The organism is Streptomyces sp. NPDC045431 (assembly GCF_040646655.1).
GTDB lineage: Bacteria > Actinomycetota > Actinomycetes > Streptomycetales > Streptomycetaceae > Streptomyces.
Genome location: NZ_JBEZAQ010000015.1, coordinates 1 through 18436, shown reverse-complemented (window position 1 = coordinate 18436; position 18436 = coordinate 1). Strand labels below are relative to the sequence as shown.

16 protein-coding genes and 1 pseudogene are annotated in these 18436 nt (G+C 70.5%); 11 read left to right on the top strand and 6 right to left on the bottom strand.

Annotated features, from left to right (window positions below):
• The first annotated feature begins 145 nt into the window (after window positions 1–145).
• The 4 genes from AB0A69_RS25525 to AB0A69_RS25510 all read left to right on the top strand — a co-directional run bounded on the left by AB0A69_RS25525 (window position 146) and on the right by AB0A69_RS25510 (window position 5520).
• The gene (locus tag AB0A69_RS25525) at window positions 146–1120 is read left to right on the top strand and encodes an ROK family protein (RefSeq protein ID WP_361426411.1); all 975 of its coding nucleotides are present in this window, start codon (window positions 146–148) and stop codon (window positions 1118–1120) included.
• A 60-nt stretch (window positions 1121–1180) separates the two neighbouring features.
• Window positions 1181–2368: a mannose-6-phosphate isomerase, class I gene (gene manA / locus AB0A69_RS25520; RefSeq protein ID WP_361426408.1), complete on the top strand. Its 1188-nt coding sequence runs from the start codon at window positions 1181–1183 to the stop codon at window positions 2366–2368.
• Window positions 2369–2740: 372 nt separating this feature from the next.
• The gene (locus AB0A69_RS25515; RefSeq protein ID WP_361426405.1) at window positions 2741–4372 is read left to right on the top strand and encodes a cellulase family glycosylhydrolase; all 1632 of its coding nucleotides are present in this window, start codon (window positions 2741–2743) and stop codon (window positions 4370–4372) included.
• A gap of 164 nt (window positions 4373–4536) precedes the next feature.
• The gene (locus tag AB0A69_RS25510; RefSeq protein WP_361426402.1) at window positions 4537–5520 is read left to right on the top strand and encodes an acetylxylan esterase; all 984 of its coding nucleotides are present in this window, start codon (window positions 4537–4539) and stop codon (window positions 5518–5520) included.
• A gap of 103 nt (window positions 5521–5623) precedes the next feature.
• Here AB0A69_RS25510 and AB0A69_RS25505 read toward each other — a convergent pair whose 3' ends face one another.
• Together AB0A69_RS25505 and AB0A69_RS25500 are read right to left on the bottom strand one after the other, a co-directional pair.
• Entirely contained in the window at window positions 5624–6655 is a 1032-nt protein-coding gene (locus tag AB0A69_RS25505) for a LacI family DNA-binding transcriptional regulator (protein ID WP_361426399.1), read from the bottom strand.
• Window positions 6652–9129, bottom strand: a complete 2478-nt coding sequence (locus AB0A69_RS25500) for a glycoside hydrolase family 2 protein (RefSeq protein ID WP_361426396.1) — start codon at window positions 9127–9129, stop codon at window positions 6652–6654. Before AB0A69_RS25500 ends, AB0A69_RS25505 begins: the two co-directional genes overlap by 4 nt.
• Window positions 9130–9409: 280 nt before the next feature.
• Here AB0A69_RS25500 and AB0A69_RS25495 point away from each other — a divergent pair, with 280 nt between their 5' ends.
• The 3 genes from AB0A69_RS25495 to AB0A69_RS25485 all read left to right on the top strand — a co-directional run bounded on the left by AB0A69_RS25495 (window position 9410) and on the right by AB0A69_RS25485 (window position 12777).
• Window positions 9410–10729 (top strand): ABC transporter substrate-binding protein, encoded by a 1320-nt coding sequence (locus AB0A69_RS25495; RefSeq protein WP_361426393.1) that lies wholly within the window; start codon window positions 9410–9412, stop codon window positions 10727–10729.
• A gap of 222 nt (window positions 10730–10951) precedes the next feature.
• Window positions 10952–11866, top strand: a complete 915-nt coding sequence (locus AB0A69_RS25490; RefSeq protein ID WP_361426847.1) for a sugar ABC transporter permease — start codon at window positions 10952–10954, stop codon at window positions 11864–11866.
• Complete coding sequence (locus AB0A69_RS25485; RefSeq protein WP_361426390.1) at window positions 11863–12777, top strand: carbohydrate ABC transporter permease; 915 nt, start codon at window positions 11863–11865, stop codon at window positions 12775–12777. Before AB0A69_RS25490 ends, AB0A69_RS25485 begins: the two co-directional genes overlap by 4 nt.
• Window positions 12778–12835: 58 nt before the next feature.
• Here AB0A69_RS25485 and AB0A69_RS25480 read toward each other — a convergent pair whose 3' ends face one another.
• Complete coding sequence (locus AB0A69_RS25480; RefSeq protein ID WP_361426387.1) at window positions 12836–13852, bottom strand: LacI family DNA-binding transcriptional regulator; 1017 nt, start codon at window positions 13850–13852, stop codon at window positions 12836–12838.
• A 336-nt stretch (window positions 13853–14188) separates the two neighbouring features.
• On the opposite strand from AB0A69_RS25480, the gene AB0A69_RS25475 reads away from it, so the two are divergent.
• The gene (locus AB0A69_RS25475; RefSeq protein ID WP_361426384.1) at window positions 14189–15565 is read left to right on the top strand and encodes a S41 family peptidase; all 1377 of its coding nucleotides are present in this window, start codon (window positions 14189–14191) and stop codon (window positions 15563–15565) included.
• Window positions 15566–15657: 92 nt separating this feature from the next.
• Here the strand turns inward: AB0A69_RS25475 and AB0A69_RS25470 are convergent, their stop codons facing one another.
• Entirely contained in the window at window positions 15658–15780 is a 123-nt protein-coding gene (locus AB0A69_RS25470; RefSeq protein ID WP_361426381.1) for a hypothetical protein, read from the bottom strand.
• A gap of 298 nt (window positions 15781–16078) precedes the next feature.
• Between AB0A69_RS25470 and AB0A69_RS25465 the strand changes: the two genes are divergently transcribed.
• The 3 genes and pseudogenes from AB0A69_RS25465 to AB0A69_RS25455 form a co-directional block, all read left to right on the top strand.
• Window positions 16079–16288, top strand: a complete 210-nt coding sequence (locus tag AB0A69_RS25465; protein ID WP_361426378.1) for a hypothetical protein — start codon at window positions 16079–16081, stop codon at window positions 16286–16288.
• Between the two features lie 47 nt (window positions 16289–16335).
• Entirely contained in the window at window positions 16336–17013 is a 678-nt protein-coding gene (locus AB0A69_RS25460; protein WP_361426376.1) for a restriction endonuclease, read from the top strand.
• A gap of 7 nt (window positions 17014–17020) precedes the next feature.
• Window positions 17021–17320, top strand: a pseudogene (locus AB0A69_RS25455) (hypothetical protein); the annotation flags it as partial.
• Here AB0A69_RS25455 and AB0A69_RS25450 read toward each other — a convergent pair.
• Entirely contained in the window at window positions 17256–17648 is a 393-nt protein-coding gene (locus AB0A69_RS25450) for an Imm7 family immunity protein (RefSeq protein WP_361426373.1), read from the bottom strand. The pseudogene AB0A69_RS25455 and the gene AB0A69_RS25450 sit on opposite strands and share 65 nt — an antisense overlap.
• Before the next feature lie 138 nt (window positions 17649–17786).
• Window positions 17787–18308 carry a hypothetical protein gene (locus AB0A69_RS25445; protein ID WP_361426371.1) on the bottom strand — a complete coding sequence of 174 codons (522 nt, stop codon included), beginning with the start codon at window positions 18306–18308 and terminating at the stop codon, window positions 17787–17789.
• Window positions 18309–18436: the final 128 nt, after the last annotated feature.

The following is an 18436-nucleotide window of genomic DNA, read 5'->3' as shown; positions in this document are numbered from 1 at the left end:
CCGTGCCGTCCAGGTGGTGATCCCCTATCAGGGAGGGTTTTACTAAACCCGGACTGAACTGAACCCGTTAACTAGACAACGTTGTCACCCTGCAGGCAGAGTGACCGGCGCATCCCAGTTCGCTGCTACGGAAAGGCTGCAAGCGATGGTGTACGGAGCGCTCGACATCGGGGGCACGAAGATCGCCGGAGCTCTGGTCGACACCGACGGGCACCTTTTGGTCCGGTCCCAGTCGGCCACCCCGGCGCAGGGCTCCGCGGAGGAGCTCATGGCGGCCGTGTCCTGGGTTCTCGGCGAGCTGTCCGCCCACCCGGAGTGGGCCGCTCTCGCCTGCCTGGGCATCGGCAGCGCGGGCCCCGTCGACACGGTGGCGGGTACGGTCAGCCCGGTCAACATCCCCGCCTGGCGCTCCTTCCCCCTCGTGGACCGGGTGCGGGCGCACCCGTCGGTACCGGCCGGGATCCGGCCCGTACTCGTGGGCGACGCGGTGGCGATGACCGCGGCCGAGCACTGGCTGGGCGCCGCCCAGGGCGTGGACAACGCGCTGTGCATGGTGGTCTCCACCGGCGTGGGCGGCGGGCTGATCCTGGGCGGAACCCTCCACGCGGGAAGGTCCGGTAACGCCGGGCACATCGGCCACATCACCGTCGAGCAGAACGGCCCCGCCTGCCCGTGCGGGGCGCGTGGTTGCGTGGAGCGCTTCGCCAGTGGCCCCGCGATCGCCGCCCACGCGCTGGAGTCCGGCTGGACCCCGCCGTCCGGCGCCCCCACGACGGCCAAGGAGGTCGAGGCGTCCGCCCGTGCGGGCGATCCGCGCGCGCTCGACGCGTTCGACCGCGCCGGGCGGGCTCTGGCCGCGGCCGTCGCGGCGACGACGGCTCTGGTCGAACTCGACCTCGTGGTCGTCGGCGGCGGCGTCGCGCAGTCCGGAGAGGTGCTCTTCGGCCCGCTCCGGCGCCACCTGGCCTCGTACGCGGTCCTCGACTTCACCCGTGGCCTACCGGTGGTGCCCGCCGGGCTCGCGCTCGACGCGGGGCTGATCGGGGCCGCCGCCGCGGGTGCCTCGGCGGCCGGTCTGTCGAAGGCGGGCTCCTGCGCCACCACACCGGCCGTCTCGTGAGCTGAGCGTCAAGCCCCCGGCATCCCGGTTCCGACCCAGCGACGCACTCAGGAAGAACTCGTGGAACTCCTCTCCAACACCGTCCAGTCCTATGACTGGGGCTCCACCACCGCGCTGCCGCGCCTCATGGGGACAGCGCCCACCGGTGAGCCCCAGGCCGAGCTGTGGATGGGAGCCCATCCCGCCGCGCCCTCCCGGGTCGACCGCGCCCAGGGGCCGCTGCCCCTGGACCGGGTCATCGCCTCGGACCCGGCGGCGGAGCTCGGCGCCGAGACCCTGCGCCGGTTCGGGCCCCGGCTGCCGTTCCTCCTCAAGCTGCTGGCCGCCGACGCCCCTCTCTCCGTCCAGGTCCACCCCGACCTCGCCCAGGCCGAGGCCGGCTTCGCGCGCGAGAACGCCCTCGGTGTCCCCCCGGACGCTCCACACCGCACCTACCGGGACGCCCACCACAAGCCCGAGATGATCGTCGCGCTCACCCCGTTCGACGGGCTGTGCGGCTTCCGGGAACCCCGCCGGTGCGCCGAGCTGCTGGACACCCTGCGGGTGCCCGGGCTGCGCGCCCACGCCGAGGCACTGCGCGCCCTCCCCGAGAAGGCGGCCCTCGCGCAGGTCTTCACCACCTTCCTCCACCCGCCGGCGGGCCTTGTCGACGACGTCGCCGAGGCCGTCGCGGCGCAGGCCGCCGCCGAACCGGGCGGCCCGTACCCGGCCGACCTCCTCGCCTACGAGCGGATCGCGCGGGCCCGCCCGGGCGACCCGGGGCTGCTGCCCGCGCTGATGCTGCGCCACATCACGCTTGCGCCGGGGGAAGCCCTGTTCCTCGGTGCCGGCATCCCGCACGCGTACCTCTCCGGCCTCGGAGTGGAGATCATGGCGAGCTCCGACAACGTCCTGCGGTGCGGGCTGACCTCCAAGCACGTCGACGCGGGCGAACTGGCGAAGGTCGTCCGCTTCACGGCGAGGCCCACCCGCGTCCTCACCCCCCGGGACGAGGAAGGCGAGCAGGTCTACCCGGCCCCCGTCGACGACTTCCGGCTGTCGCGGCTCCGGCTCCGTACGGGCGAGCCGCCGCGCCCCCTGCCGGCCGGAGCCCCGCAGATCCTGCTGTGCACCGAAGGCGAGGCACAGGTGGTCTCGGCCGACGCCTCCCTGCGGATCGGGCCCGGGCGCTCGCTCTACGTCCCCGCCGTCGAGGAGGTCCGGGTGGCGGGGAGCGGCACGGTCTTCCGTGCCACCGTCGGGGTGTGAACCGGCCCGCACACCGCCCGCCAGGGCAACGGGCGTTCCGCTGAAACAGAACAGCCCACTAAACTTAACCGGTTATGCCCACGCTATTGTTTTTGGCCGTACACGGCCTCTAGCCTCGTTCTCGGTCGCCGGGTGGGTCACCAACCCGCCCAAGTCACGGCCGTAAGGGAATCTCATCCCCCTTCGGTGAACATTTCTCCCGCCGCTCGGCGAGAGCCGCGGAAACACCTCCGAGCAGCGGGCATGCGCCGGCCCCCCGTCGTACGACCCGCCGCTGCGCGGGGCCGGCAGCACCACACCCTCCATGTCAGGAAAGCCGCACGCCCCGGACTCCGTGCCGCGGCGCGCGCGACCGAGTTGGGACACCACCACATGAACAGGAAACTGGCCACCGCCGCGGGAGCGTTGCTCGCCGTCGCCGCCGCGCTGCTGACCGCGCCCGTCGCCGCCGGGGCCGCGGATACGTCCGCCTCCGGCTTCCACGTCCAGAACGGCCGTCTTCTGGACGCCAACGGGCAGGACTTCGTCTTCCGGGGCGTCAACCACGCGCACACCTGGTACCCCACCAGGACCCGTCAGGCGCTCTCCGACATCAAGGCGCTGGGGGCCAACTCCGTGCGCGTCGTGCTCAGCACGGGCGACAGATGGACGAAGAACGACGCGGCCGACGTCGCGAACATCGTCACGCAGTGCAAGACCAACAAGCTGGTCTGCGTCCTGGAGGCACACGACACCACCGGTTACGGCGAGCAGAGCGGCGCCGTCTCCCTCTCCGAGGCGGTCGACTACTGGCTGGAGGTCGCGAACGCGGTCAAGGGCCAGGAGAAGTACGTCGTCGTCAACCTCGGCAACGAGCCGCACGGCAACACCGGTTACACCGCCTGGACGCACGACACCAAGGACGCGATCACGCGCCTGCGCGCCGCCGGCTTCCACCACACGCTCATGGTGGACGCCCCCAACTGGGGCCAGGACTGGTCGAACACCATGCGGGAGAACGCGCCGGCCGTCTTCGCCGCCGATCCCGACCGCAACACCGTCTTCTCCATCCACATGTACGGCGTCTACGACACCGCCGCCGAGGTCGAGGACTACCTGAACCGGTTCGTCTCCCGTGGACTCCCGATCGTCGTCGGCGAGTTCGGCGACGACCACTCGGACGGCAACCCCGACGAGGACGCCATCATGGCCACCGCCCGGCGGCTGGACCTCGGCTACCTGGGCTGGTCCTGGAGCGGGAACGGCGGCGGCGTCGAGTACCTCGACCTGGCCACCGGCTTCGACGCGAGCCGGCTCACCCCCTGGGGGCAGCGGTTCTTCAACGGCCCCGACGGCGTCCGGCAGACCTCCCGCGAGGCGAGCGTCTACGGCGGCACCGGAGGCGGCGGCGACACCCAGGCGCCCACCGCCCCCGGCGCCCCCACCGCGTCCGAGGTGACGTCCACCGGGGCCCGGCTGACATGGCCCGCCGCCACCGACGACACCGGCGTCACCGGCTACGACGTCGTCCGCGTCAACGGGACGGCAGAGACCCCCGTCACCAGCACGACGACGACGAACGCCACCCTCACCGGGCTGACCCCCGCCACCGCCTACACCTTCGCCGTGTACGCCCGCGACGCCGCCGGGAACCGCTCCGCGCGCTCGGCCGCCGCGACCGTCACGACCACCGGCGGGCCGGCCACCGGCACCTGCACCGTCGCGTACCGGTTGCAGGACTGGGGCAGTGGCTTCAACGCCGACGTCACCATCCGCAACACCGGAACCCACACCATCAAGGGCTGGCAGCTCGACTTCGCCTTCCCGGGCGGCCAGACGGTGAACTCCGCCTGGAACGCCAAGGTCGTCCAGCAGGGCAACCAGGTCCGCGCCACACACGAGTCCTGGACCGAGACCGTCGCGCCCGGCGCCACCGTGAGCTTCGGTTTCAGCGCCTCGTCCACCGGCGGCAACGGCGTCCCCGCCGCCTTCCTCCTCAACGGCGCCGCCTGCGCCAAGGGCTGACCCACCGCGTCCCTGCCGGGCCCACGCCGCGCAGGGGCGCACCGGCGGCCTCCCCCGGCGCGGTCCCGGCCGGTGGGGGCCGCTCCGTACCACCCGAAAACCGCCGGCCCCGCCGCCTCCCCGGGCGGGCGCGGGCCGGCCCGCACTCCGAGGAGCCCACCCCGGTGCCGTACACCGACCTGCCCCTGGACCATCCGGCGGCCCGGACCGCCGAACTCCCGGCCGAGCCGGCGGACTTCGACGCCTTCTGGAACGAGACGCTGCGAACGGCCCGGGGGGCCGGCGGCGATCCGGAGGTCCGCCCGGTGCCCGACTCGCCGCTGATCACCCTCGACACCTACGACGTGCGGTTCCCCGGCTGGGCCGGCCAGCCCGTCGCCGCGTGGCTCGCCGTGCCCTCGGAGGCCGAGGACCCCCTGCCGACGGTGATCACGTACATCGGATACAGCGGTGGGCGGGGCGCGGCCACCGACCACCTCCTGTACGCGTCCGCCGGATACGCCCACCTCGTCGTCGACAGCCGCGGTCAGGGCCACGACACCCCCGACCCGCACCCGGACAGCGGAACCCACTGGGTCCACGGCTACATGACCAGGGGAGCGGAGGATCCGCACTCCCACTACTACCGGCGCCTCGTCACCGACTGCGTCCGCGCGGTCGACGCGGCCCGCGCGATGCCCCACGTCGACCGGGACCGGATCGTGGTCCAGGGCGCCAGCCAGGGGGGCGGGCTCGCCCTCGCGGTCGCCGGACTCGCCGGTGACCACATCGCGGGAGCCCTGCCCGACGTACCCTTCCTCTGCCACATCCGGCGCGGCGCCGAGACCGCGACCGAGGGGCCGTACACGGAGATCGTCGACTACCTGCGCCATCAGGCCCCCTACGCGGCGGACCGGGTCTTCGCCACCCTCGCCTACTTCGACGGTGTGCACTTCGCCCGCCGCGCCACGGCTCCCGCCCTGTTCAGCGCCGGCCTGATGGACCCCGTCTGCCCGCCGTCCACCGTCCTCGCGGCCTTCCGGAACTACGCGGGGGAGAAGGACCTCAAGGAGTGGCCCTTCGGCGACCACGCGGGGGGCGGGAGTGCCACCGCCGTCGAACACCTGCGCTGGCTGCGCCGTCGGGGACTCGCCCCCGTGCGGCGGTGAGCCGACGGGGATCCGGCGGAGGCGGGCGGCGGGTCCGACCGAAGCGCGAGGAAAGGGGCCGTACCCCCCCGGGGGAGGTACGGCCTCTTGTCAGGCGCGCGGGCTACGCACGCCGGGGCGGACCCGTGGAGCCCCGTGGGGTCAGCGACGGCGTCGGGACCTGGAGCGCTCCGCTGTGCGTGCCTTCGATCACCCCGAAAAGAGCGCGCGCGACCTCCTCGCCGAAGCGGTGGACATCATGGCTCATGGCCGACAGCGGCGGGTGGGTGAGCCGGCACAGCTGAGAGTCGTCCCAGGCCAGCAACGACACGTCGTCCGGCACCACCAGTCCCATCTCCGCTGCCACGGCGGCCCCTGCGACGGCCATGATGTCGTTGTCGTACACGATCGCCGTCGGACGGTCGCGTGCCAGCAGCAGCCCGCGGGTCGCCCGGGCGCCTTCCTCGCCGGAGAAGCCGGTCGACACCTGGCGGCGGCCGTCGAGACCGAGCTCCGCCATGGTGGCCTCGAATGTCTCGGCGCGGATTCCGCTGTGCCCGAGGCCCGCCGGGCCGCCCACGCGTGCGATGCGCCGGTGGCCGAGCGCCGCGAGGTACCTCACCGCGTCCGCGGCCGCCGTGGCGTCGTCCGTCCACACCGAGGGGAATCCGCCGGTCAGCGACGGATGCCCCACGGCGACCGCGGGAAGTCCCAGCGCCCGCAGGGGCGCCACCCGCGGGTCGGCCTGGTGGAAGTCGACCAGGATCGCCCCGCCGATCGTCTGGCCCCGCCACCACCCCTCGTACAGGGCGATCTCCTCGTCGAGGTCCCGCACCAGACGGAGCAGCAGCGAGCACGAGCGCTGCGTCAGGACGCTCTCGATGCCGGAGATGAACTCCATGTAGAAGGGTTCGAGACCCAGCAGCCGGGCCGGGCGGCAGATCGCCAGGCCCACGATGCCCGCCCGCCGGCCGGACAGGCTCCGCGCGGTCTGGTGCGGGGTCCAGTCCAGCTCACGGGCGACCTCGAAGATCCGCTCCCGGGTCGCCCGGGACACCCCCGGGCGGTTGTTGAACGCCATCGAGACGGCGCCCTTGGACACACCGGCCCGCGCGGCGACGTCGTTGATGGTGACGCGCTGGGCTGGGGCGTTCACGCCGGATCCACGCTGAACAGGGCCGCGCGCACCCGCTCGACGCCGATGTCCGTGCATCCGCTCACCCGGATGGTGGCCTCCTCGCCGGGGAGCAGCGTGAGCAGCCCGCGGTCCGCGCTCGCCGCGGGGCCGAGCCGGTCGGCCTGGAGGAGGAGGTCTCTCACCAGGGTCCGTGCCGTCACCACGACGTCGACGGCCGCATCCTGACCGGGGACGGCCGCCAGCCGGACCTCGTACCGGGCGGGCGGGTAGGCGAACTCCTTGTCGGGGACCGGGAAGTAGACCGCGCGCAGCCCGTCGGCGTCGGCGACGAGGAACTCCTTGGAGGACCCCGGCGCGGGCAGCAGCTCCGCCGGCAGCGCCGGCTTGGCGACCGAGCGGGCGTCGGCCTCCACCTCGACCACGGCCTCCCGCAGGACGGTCCCGTCCGCGTCGACCCGCCGCAGGACGACCGACGTGTGCCAGGGCGCGCCCGACTGGTTGTCGACGGCGAGCAGCGGGCCCCCGTCGCCGGGGACGAGGGTGAGCAGCCGGTCCGCGTACACCCGACGCAGCTCGTGGTACAGCGGCTTCAGGCGGCCGTCACCGTCGATCGCGGACCACGAACTGACCGGCCAGCAGTCGTTGAGCTGCCACACCACCGTGCCGGCGCACACGGGCCAGTTCGCCCGCCAGTGCTCGATGCCCGCCGCCACGGCCCGGGCCTGCACCACCTGGGCCAGATAGTGCCAGCGGCCGAAGTCGCCCTCGGAAAGCGGGAAGTGGCGTTCGATGCCCCGGTTCAGCTTGCCGTTGCCGTCCTCGGCCTTCTGGTGGTGCAGCATGCCGGGGGAGTCCGGGGCGAGTTCCTCGCCGGGCAGGGCGCGGCGCAGCGTAGCAAGGGCGGGCGGGGCCTGCCAGCCGAACTCGGCGACGAAGCGCGGCACGCTCGCCCGGTACTCGGCGTAGTCCTGGCGGTTCCACACCTCCCACGAGTGGTGGGTGCCGTGGCGGGGGTCGTTGGGATGGTGGTCCCAGGAGCCGGACCAGGGGCTGCCGGCGGTGTACGGGCGGGTCGGGTCCAGTTCGGCGACGATCCGCGGCAGCACGCCGAGGTAGTACCCCTCGCCCCAGGAGTCACCCGAGAGCGGTGCCTCCCAGTCCCAGTCGCGGAAGCCCCAGAGGTTCTCGTTGTTGCCGTTCCAGAGGACCAGGCTGGGGTGCGCCATGAGGCGGACAACGTTGTCACGCGCCTCGGCCTCCACCTCCCCGCGCAGCGGTTGCTCCTCCGGGTAGGCGGCGCAGGCGAAGAGGAAGTCCTGCCACACCATGAGCCCGAGCTCGTCGCAGACGTCGTAGAAGGCGTCGTCCTCGTAGATGCCGCCGCCCCAGACGCGGATCAGGTCGACGTTGGCCTCGGCGGCCTGGGTGAGCCGGGTCCGGTAGCGCTCGGGCGTCACGCGGGAGGGCAGTACGTCGTCCGGGATCCAGTTGACGCCGCGCGCGAAGATCCGTACGCCGTTGACGACGAAGGTGCAGCCGGTGCCGTGCGCGTCGGCCGAGCGGTCGAGCTCGACCGTGCGGAAGCCGATCCGGCGCCGCCAGACGTCCAGCGGCCCCTCCTCCTCGTCCAGCAGCGTCACGTCGAGCTCGTACAGGGGCTGGTCGCCGTAGCCGCGCGGCCACCACAGCCGCGGCTCGGGCACCGTCAGGCGCACCACGGCCTCGTCGGCGTCGAAGGAGACCTCGGCTGCGGCGAGGACCTCTCCCTCCGCGGCGGGGACGCGGGTCTCGAAGGCACCCTCGTCCGTCCGGACGGAGGCCCGGGCGGAGGCCCGGAGGGAGGCGCGAGCGGTCAGCGGGCGGCCGGCGTCACGCCGGGTGCGCTCGACCCGGAGCCGGAGTTCGACGTGACCGGTCGCGCCGTCGACCGTGACGAGCGGACGGACCTGGTCCAGCCGGGCCGTCGACCAGTGCTCCAGACGCACCGGGCGCCACATGCCCGCCGTCACGACGGTCGGGCCCCAGTCCCAGCCGAAGCTGCAGGCCATCTTTCGGATGTACTGGAAGGGCTCGGGGTAGACGTTCGGCCGCTCCCCGGTGAGCGCGCGGACCCGCTCCGCCTCCTCGTACGCCGAGGCGAAACGGACCTCCAGGAGGCCCGCGCGGCCCGTGACGTCGAAGCGGTGGTGGCGGTGCATGTTGCGCGTCGCGCCGAGGGCGTCGCCGGCCAGGGTGATCTCCGCGGCGGTGTCCAGTCCCTCGAAGACGAGCTCGGTGCGCTCGTGGGTGCTGTCGTGCGTCAACGCGGTGACGTAGGACCATGCCTGTCGGCCGACCCACGCGACCTCGGTCTCGTTCCGCCCGATGAAGGGGTCGGGGATGACCCGCGCGGCGAGCAGATCGGTGTGGACGCAGCCGGGGACGCGGGCCGGAAGCAGCGCGTCCCCATGGCGCAGGCTCCAGCCCTCGGTCAGCTGGGTGACGTCCTTCATGTGTGCGGCTCCAATCGCCTGTCTGCGGCCGGTGCGTATACGACCCCGACAACCTAGCCGTCCGGTCGGCCACTGTCTATGAACCGGTAAAGCTCCGAAGGTGATCACTGACTGTCTGCGTAGACAGGTGTCCCATCAGGCGCTCCGTAGCGAATCCCGGCTCCTCTGGTAACGATTGGGCATCGCGCTGGAATCAAGAGCTTTACCGGTTCACATCGTCCCTGCCATAGTGCCGACATCCCGCTTTGACCTGAGCCGTAACCCTGAAGGAGTTGGGCACATGGGGAAGACGAAGGCGCTCACGGGCGCGCTTCTGACCGCCGCGACGCTGACCGTGGCGGGATGCAGTGGCGGCGCTACCGCCTCCGGCGAGACCGCGGCGGCGCCCGCCGACCCGAACGCGGTCTCCGGCGAGATCAAGGTCCTCACCCATCGCACCGACCTCGTCCAGAACGGCACGATGAAGCGGTACGCGGCGGCCTTCAACAAGACCTACCCCAAGGTCAAGGTGGAGTTCGAGGGCATCACCGACTACGAGGGGGAGGTGAAGATCCGCATGAACACCAAGGCGTACGGCGACGTGCTGATGATCCCCGCGGCGGTCGCCAAGAACGACTACCCGAAGTTCTTCGCCCCTCTCGGGACGACCGCCGAGCTGTCGCAGAAGTACCGCTTCAGCGACAAGACCGACGTGGGAGGCAAGGTCTACGGTATCGCCCAGTTCGGCACGGCCAACGGCTTCGTCTACAACAAGGCGCTGTGGAAGAAGGCCGGGATCACCGAGTGGCCGAAGACGCCGCAGGAGTTCACCGCCGCCCTGAAGGCGATCGAGGAGAAGACGGACGCCGTCCCGTACTACACGAACTTCAAGGACGGGTGGCCGCTCGTCCAGTGGACGTCGAACGTGGGGTCGGTGACCTGCGACGCGAAGGCGACCGACAAGCTGGCCGGCCCGGTCTCCCCTTGGAAGGCCGGAGGTGAGCTCCACACGATCGACACGCTGGTCCACGACATAGTGCGACAGGGACTCGCCGAGAAGGACCCCACCACCACGAACTGGGAGACCTCCAAGGCGCTGCTCGCCGAGGGCAGGATCGGCACGATGATGCTGGGGTCCTGGGCGATCACCCAGATGCAGGGGGCGGCGAAGGAGGCCGGCGGCTCCCCGGCGGACATCGGCTTCATGCCCTTCCCCGTCCAGAAGGACGGCGCGTTCTGCGCCACCCTGGTCTCCGACTACCAGCAGGCCGTCAGCGCCTACTCGAAGAGCAAGTCCGCGGCGCGCGCCTGGATCGACTGGTTCACCGAGAAGTCGGGCTACTCGGAGCAGGAGGGTGCGGTGCCCGTGGTGAGGTCGGCTCCCATGCCGACCACCCTCAAGGACTATGTTGACAACGATGTCACCTTCGTGGAGCGCTCCGAGGCCGAGACGGCCGCGGTCAACGACATCGACAACGCCGCCGAAATCGGCCTGAACAAGCCCGACTACCGGCAGAAGCTCATCGACACCGCGCGCGGAACAGAGGAGGGCGGCCTCCAGGGCTTCTTCGCCGATCTGAACAAGCGGTGGGACGAGGCGGCGAAGACCGCCGGTTCCTGACACCGGCGGAGCGGGCCCCGGCCGTATGGGAGGCCGGGGCCCCACCTCCCGCAGCCGCGGACACGAAAGGCCGACATGACCGAGACACCTCCCCCCTCCTCCCGGACGACGTCCGTGAAGAGGCCGCGCCCGACGCGACACGACCACCCACCGGGCCCCGCCGACCCCGCGGCGGGACGCGCGACCGTTCACGCAGCCGGGCCCGTGACGGACGTCGCGCCCGTGAAGCGCCGCGACGGCGGCAGAAGCGCCTCGGGGCGCTCCTGGCGCCGCTCCCCGCTCCGGCGGGCCACCCCGTGGCTCTTCCTGGCGGCGCCGCTGGCGCTGTTGATCACGTTCACCTACGTCCCGGTGGCGAGCATGATCTCGTACAGCTTTACCGACTGGGACGGGGTGAGCCCCGACCGGAACTTCACGGGCACCGACAACTACGTCCGGATATTCACCCGCCCCGAACTCTTCCGGGTCTTCTTCGTCAGCGGCTACTACCTGGCCGCCTCCGCCTTCCAGATCGTCGTCGCGCTCTACTTCGCGACCGTTCTGAGCTTCAACCTCCGGTTCCGCACCTTCTTCAAGGGGATCCTCTTCTTCCCCTACCTCATCAACGGTGTCGCGATCGGCTTCGTCTTCCTCTACTTCTTCCAGGACGGCGGGACCCTCGACTCCGTACTGTCCTGGCTCGGCGTGACGACCGACCACCCCTGGCTCGGCGACCCCACCTCCGCCAACGTCTCCCTCGCGGGAGTCTCCGTCTGGCGCTTCACGGGACTCAACTTCGTCCTCTTCCTCGGCGCCATCCAGTCCATCCCGGCCGAGCTGTACGAGGCGGCCCAACTGGACGGTGCCGGCAGGTGGCAGCAGTTCCGCCACATCATCGCCCCGAGCATCAAGCCGGTACTCAGCCTCAGCATCATCCTGGCGATCTCCGGCTCCCTGTCCGTGTTCGAGATCCCCTACATCATGACCGGCGGCGCGACCGGCACCTCGACCTTCGTCATCCAGACGGTCAAGCTCGCCTTCCAGTTCAACAAGACCGGTCTGGCCTCGGCCGCAGCCGTGGTGCTGCTCGCGATCATCCTGCTGATCACCTGGATCCAGCGCCGGCTCGTGCCCGACGACAAGGTGGACCTCGTATGACCCCCCATGTCACGACCCCTCATGTCACGACCCCCCATGTCACGACTCCCCACGTCATCTCCGCCCCGGCTCCGGCGAGTCGGCGCCGCCGCTTCCCCATCGGGACCGCGCTGACCTATCTGTCGTTGGTCGCCGCGGCGGTGGTCGTCCTGCTGCCGCTGACCGTCGTCTTTCTCACCTCCCTCAAGACGTCCAGGGAGGTGACCGAAGGGGGAGCGCTCTCGCTGCCGGGCGACTGGCTGAACGTCGACAACTACGTCACGGCGTTCACCGACGGCAACATGCTCGCGGCCTTCGGCAACACCGCCTTCATCCTGCTCTTCTCCATCGGCGGCACCGTGGTCATCGGCTCGATGACGGCCTACGCGGTCGACCGCTTCGCGTTCCGGGCGAAGAAGGCGGTCATGGCGCTCTTCCTCGTCGCCACCCTCGTACCCGGGGTGACCACACAGGTCGCGACCTTCCAGGTCATCAACGGCTTCGGCCTGGTGGACACCCGCTGGGCCCCGATCCTGCTCTACATGGGCACGGACATCGTCTCCGTGTACATCTTCCTGCAGTTCATCCGCTCCATCCCCACATCGCTGGACGAGGCGGCCCGTCTCGACGGCGCCAACGCCTTCACGATCTACCGGAAGATCATCCTTCCGCTCCTCAAGCCGGCGATCGCCACCGTCGTCATCATCAAGGGGATCACCACGTACAACGACTTCTACATCCCCTTCCTCTACCTGCACTCCGAGGACCTCGGGACCATCTCCACCGCGCTGTTCCGCTTCAAGGGGCCTTTCGGAGCACACTGGGAGGCCATCTCCGCGGGCGCGATCCTCGTCATCCTGCCGACGCTCGTCGTGTTCCTGTCGCTCCAGCGCTGGATCTACAACGGCTTCGCCCAGGGGGCCACGAAGTAGCGCCCGCGTGGTCCGCCGACCGAGCGGGCCGCCGGGGCGGGGGTCAGGCGGGCGGGGGTCAGGCGGGCGGAGCGGAGGTGCTGCCGCGCGGCACGAAGCGCGCGTACTCCTCCTCCACGTCCGCGACCTCCTCACCCGCGATGACCGAGAGCAACGCGCGGGCCGCGCCCGCGCCGTACGCGGGGATGTCGCGGGCCAGGGCGGACAGGGGAGGGCGGACCACCCGGGTGAGGGGAGACTCGTCCCAGGCCACGAGGGACAGGTCGGCGGGAATGCCGAGGCCGAGCTCCTGGGCCACGGACAGCGCCGCCACGGCCATGATGTCGTTGTCGAAGATCATGGCGGTGGGGCGTTCCGGTGCGATGAGCAGGCGGCGGGTGGCGCGGGCCCCCTCGTCACCGGTGTAGTCGGTGTGGACGATCTCCGGCTCGGACAGTCCGGCCTCCGCGCAGGCCGTACGGAGGGCGGTGTCCCGCACGGCGGTGTGGGCGAGGCCCGCGGGTCCGGCCACCCTCACGATGCGCCGGTGACCGAGCGCCGCCAGGTACAGCACGGTCTCGCGCACGCTCGCCGCGTCGTCCGACCACACGGCGGTCAGGGTCCCGGAGGTGTGCGGCGGACCGATGGCGACACCGGGCAGGCCGAGGGCCTCGATCGCGGGTACGCGCGGGTCGTCGGTCCGCAGGTCGACCAGGAACACGCCGTCCACCCGGCGCTCTCCCCACCAGCGCCGGTAGACCTCCAGCTCGCGCTCGTCGCTGTCGGCCATCTGCAGCATCAGGGCGTACGAGCGCTCCGAGAGGACGCTCTCGATCCCGCTGATGAACTCCATGAAGAAGGGTTCGGTGCCGAGCGTGGACGCCGGTCGCCGTACGACGAGTCCGACGGCCTGGGCGCGGGCCCCGCTGAGAGCACGCGCGGCGCTGTTGGGGCGCCAGCCGAGCTCCTCCGCGATCGCCTTGATCGAGGCCCGGGTCGCGTCGGAGACCCCGGGCTGGTCGTTGAGCGCGTAGGAGACGGCCACCTTGGACACCCCGGCACGGCGTGCGATGTCCGCTATCGTCGGCCGCTTCACACGTCACTCCCGCCCTGAACAGGTCCTCACCTCTTGGTGACCTTACCTCTCCCGGCGGCGGCGAGATCCTCATGCCGCTCGCCGAGGCACGGTCCAATCCCCGACGAGATCATGGGCCGGCCGGACCTCGCGGACCCACCGGATGCCATGCCCTCGGGCGGGCCCGCCCTTCCGCGCCGACCACGTCTGCACTCCCCAAGCGTCGGCCCCGAGTACCGCCGGTAACGGGGGGCTGGCCCCACCCAAGATCAACCGGACAGCCGGATGGCCGGGAGAACGCCGTGTCGGCGATCGTGGGGCTGTACCGAGCAAGTCGCCTACAGAGAAGGCAAGATCGTGCGCATTGTCACGGCCACCGCCGTCGCATTGGCCCTCGTCGGCGGAGCTGCGCCGGCAGCCACCGCCCAACAGCCGACCACCGACGGAATCTGGCGCATGGACGGCTACGGCACAGTCCTGTCCATCCGGAACGGAACTTTCCAGGAGTACCAGACCACCGCCGTCAGCTGTCTCAAGGGCGATTCCGCGCAGCGGACCGGCCCCGGCACCTACACCAAGCCTGACGGCACTGTCCTCACGGTGCGCACCCAAGGAGGCCGCGACCGCGGATCCATGCGGGTGGACGGCTCCGTCGGCGACCGGAACCTGCGCCCGATCCAGGCGTTGCCCGACGCCTGCACGCGTCCGGCCCCCGAGGGGCCGCTCGCCGCCTTCGACGTCTTCTGGCAGTCCTTCGAGGAGAACTACCCCTTCTTTTCCGCCAAGGGCATCGACTGGCACGCCGTACGCGACCGGTACCGGCCCAAGGTGCACGCGAAGACGACCAAGGACGAGCTCTTCGCCGTCTTCAGCGAGATGGTGAAGCCGTTGTACGACTCCCATGTCGCCGTTCAGGACGGTGACCGCATCTTCGCGCAGGTTCGGCCCGGCACCGTCCTGCCGACCGGGGAGTTGGACACCAAGGTCAAGAAGTTCATCGTGGAGCGCGACCTCAAGGACGCCCGGAACCTCCAGGACTTCGCCAACGGGCGGATCACCTACGCCGACCTACCCGGCGGGCAGGGCTATGTGCGGATCTCCGGCTTCGGCGGATACGTGGGCGGTGGCGCCCCCTACGCCGCCCAGCTGGCAGAGCTCGACAGGGCGCTGGATACGGTCCTCAGCCAGGAGCGCACCCAGCGCCTGAAGGGTCTGATCATCGACCTGCGGATCAATGGCGGCGGCTCCGACGCACTGGGGATCCACATCGCCGAGCGCCTCACCGACATCCCCTACGTCGCCTACTCCAAGCGGGCCCGCAACGACCCCACAGACCCCACCCGGCACACTCGCCCCCAGCCCGCGTACGTCACGCCCGCCCAAGGCCCCCGTTACACCGGGCCGATCGCCGTGCTGACCGGCGGCTCGACCGTCAGCGCGGGGGAGTCCTTCGCCCAGGCCCTCATGGACCGGCCCGGCAAGACGGTCCGGATCGGCCAGCCCACACAGGGGGTCTTCTCGGACGTCATGCTGCGCAAGCTCCCCAACGGCATGTCGGCCTGGCTGCCGAACGAGGAGTTCCTGACCCGGTCGGGCAGGACCTTCGACGGCACGGGCATTCCACCGCACCTCACAGAGCCGGTCTTCACGAAGGAGGAGTTCGACGAGAAGAGGGACTCGGCTTTCGACAGGGCTCTGAACGTCCTGCGGAACTACGGCGGCACCAGGAGCTGACCCAAGAGCAGCGCGACGGGGGCAACCCGCTGGAGATCACGGAAAGTCACTACCCTGCTCACTCGCGAATTCGCCCGGTGCATTTGCAGAGGCTAGGCCTCCGCGCCGCTGCTGTCGGCGGTACGGTCGGTCTTGGCGGGCCAGAGCGCGTGCCCGAGGTAGTACATAGCGACGAGGCCGTCTGCGATGAACGCACCCCAGCCGGAGACCAGCATGATGAGGTGCCGTCTCCCTGGGGCGGCCTGTAGGTGACGCGTGCATCGTGGTGACAGCCAAGGCAGCCAGGTCGTGCGGCGAAAGCCCGGTTGGGGTGCCGGCCGTGACCCTGGTGCCCACGCCAGCATGGGTATCGCCGCCAGACGCGCCGCGCGATATCCGGCCAGGTCCGATGCCTTTGTGCCATTCGTCGGCAACCCGCCTCCAACATCAATGACGCCCGGCTACACAAGGACGCTGGGGTGGCGCACTGCCGCCCCGTCTCTGAAGGCAGATCGTTGGGGGAGGTCTGGACGGTTGCTGACCATCAACGTGGCGGTGCTGCTCGCAGTCATCGTCTTCTTCCGGCTTCGGCGCCGTACGCAAGCCCGCAGCCGCGTGGAGGAAAGGAATACTGCAATCCTCGTCCTGGCGCTGGGTGTCCTGCTGGCGCCCACCCCCGTCGGCCAGGGAATCATGGATCTCCTGGGACAGGTCGCGAGCGGCGTCACACAGGCCAGCCGGTGAACTCCCGCGCGCGCAGGGGCCGGAGGCCGGCCGGCAGGCGTCCGCCGGTGCGGCGTCGCACCCGCAGGACCAGCAGGCAGCTGCATGCAGAGGACCGGCTCATCGGCATCCTCGTGGTCACAGCCCTGGCCGTCGGCCTGGTGGTGGCCGTCGTCAACTGGTTGCTGACCCACTGGTGGGTCCTGATCGTCATCGGCACGCTCGCGCTGCTGGCCGGCGGTGCCTGGCTCCACCACAAACAGCAGCAAGCGCGGTGGGAAGCGGTCCGTGCGCAGGGTCTGCGGTACGCACTGTCCCAACTGGACGGCCTGCACCACTCCCAGTTCGAGGACGCGGTACGGGACCTGATGCGCCGCGACGGCTGCCAGGACGCGGCCCGTGTCGGGGGCGGCGGCGACCTGGGCGCCGACGTGAAAGCCACCGACCCCTACGGACGCCGCTGGGTGATCCAGTGCAAACACCGCCGCAACGGCCTCGCCGGCTCAGCGGTGGGCACCCCTGACCTCCAGGTGCTCAACGGCACCGCCCGCCAGGTCCACGGCGCGGACGTCGCGGTCATCGTCACGAACGGCCGGGTCACCAAGCCGGCCGTGGCCTTCGCCAAGCAGCAGCACCTCTACGTGGTCGACCGCCACACGCTCGCAACGTGGGCATCCGGCTCACGCCCCCTCTGGGAGCTGCTCCGCGCCGTCCCGCCGCCCCGCAGGCCGACTGCCCTTTCCTGAAGCTGCCCGAGACACCATCCCCGAATCGAAGCACCGGCGGGCCAACCGCAAGCGGCGCGGCAGCAACGGCGGCCGACCCGCCGGTTTCGGCAGCGCGATCTACAAACGCCGCAACGAGGTCGAGCGAACGATCAACCGACTCAAGAAGTCCCGGGCCATCGCAGCCCGCTTCGACAAGAGGCCTTTCGTCTTTCACGGCACCATCTCGGTCGCGGTGATCCGCCTATGGCTCCGGCTGCTAATCACTGAAGGGGGTCTTCGAGCGTCGGGATGCATGGGGACAGCAGTGTCTCCGTGTGCTCGGTGACCGTGCCCCGAGCGAGTCTCAGTACACGTACCTCGTTCTCATGGGTTGGGTCCTCGTCGTCGCGAATGTGCAGCAGCCCGTAGGAGCCGGGGGCAACCTTTGCGACATGCTCGAACAGACCGACGACATCAAGCGACGAGCGGTGATTGGAATGGCCCCCCAGGTGGATGAACGGCTCGCCGTTCATCCACCTGAGGTCAAGGAGGTAGGGACTAGCGATCCGGGTGATGCGAAGCCGAAGCTCATCCACGACCTGCCGCAGTCGGACGTCATCGTCGTCATTAACTGCGGTCTCCCTGACGGTGATCCAGCCGTGGTATTCGAACACACCGCGATTCTAGTGAGGTCAGCTGGGCCTCAGCAGCCCCGTCCACGGCATGATCCGCCGGACAGTGTTTAGCTCGCGGTCCGCTTCAGGCGACCGTCCTCATCGCTGCAATCAGTGAGTGGCTGTGACCCTCACCTGTCACGCGGTGGGGTCCACGTTCCACGCCGTGGGAAGGTCGCTGCCGCAGAAGACGCAGACGAAGTCGTCCTCGCGCACGATGTTGTGCTCCTGGCACTCGGGGCACCGCCGGAACACCACCTCGTGGGTGAAGCCCGAAGGCCGCCGGAGCTCTACAGCATCCAGGGCACGGGCGACCTCCGCCCAAGAGCTGACGTCCGGGCAGTACCCGGTGGACTGGTTGCTGACCTCGTTTACGGTCCATCGGTCTGCCTCGCGCATGAAGCTGATCTCGCCGGCGCTCAGAACCATGTCTCCGCCGGCACAGGCCACATGCTCGCTTCGTCGCGGCGCGAGCCGAAGTACACCGTCCACACCGACCACGAAGGTGAACGGTTCGGCCAGCTCCGCCGCCGATTGCTCCATGATCCAGTCACCGAAGTCAGCCGCCGAGCGGATCCGGCGCCCGCCGCTACCAGGTCGGAACGCAGCCTTCAGCTCGCCGGGTCCGACATATCGATAACTCCGCCCCCATCCGCTCACGTCGGCCAACCTAGAGCACTTCCGACACACGCCCTAAGGGCTGTCCCGTAAATGATCTTTGACGTCTGCATGGCCTGCTCGTTTGCCCGTCATCCGGCGAGAACGAGGTTGTGCAGGCGGGCGATGCC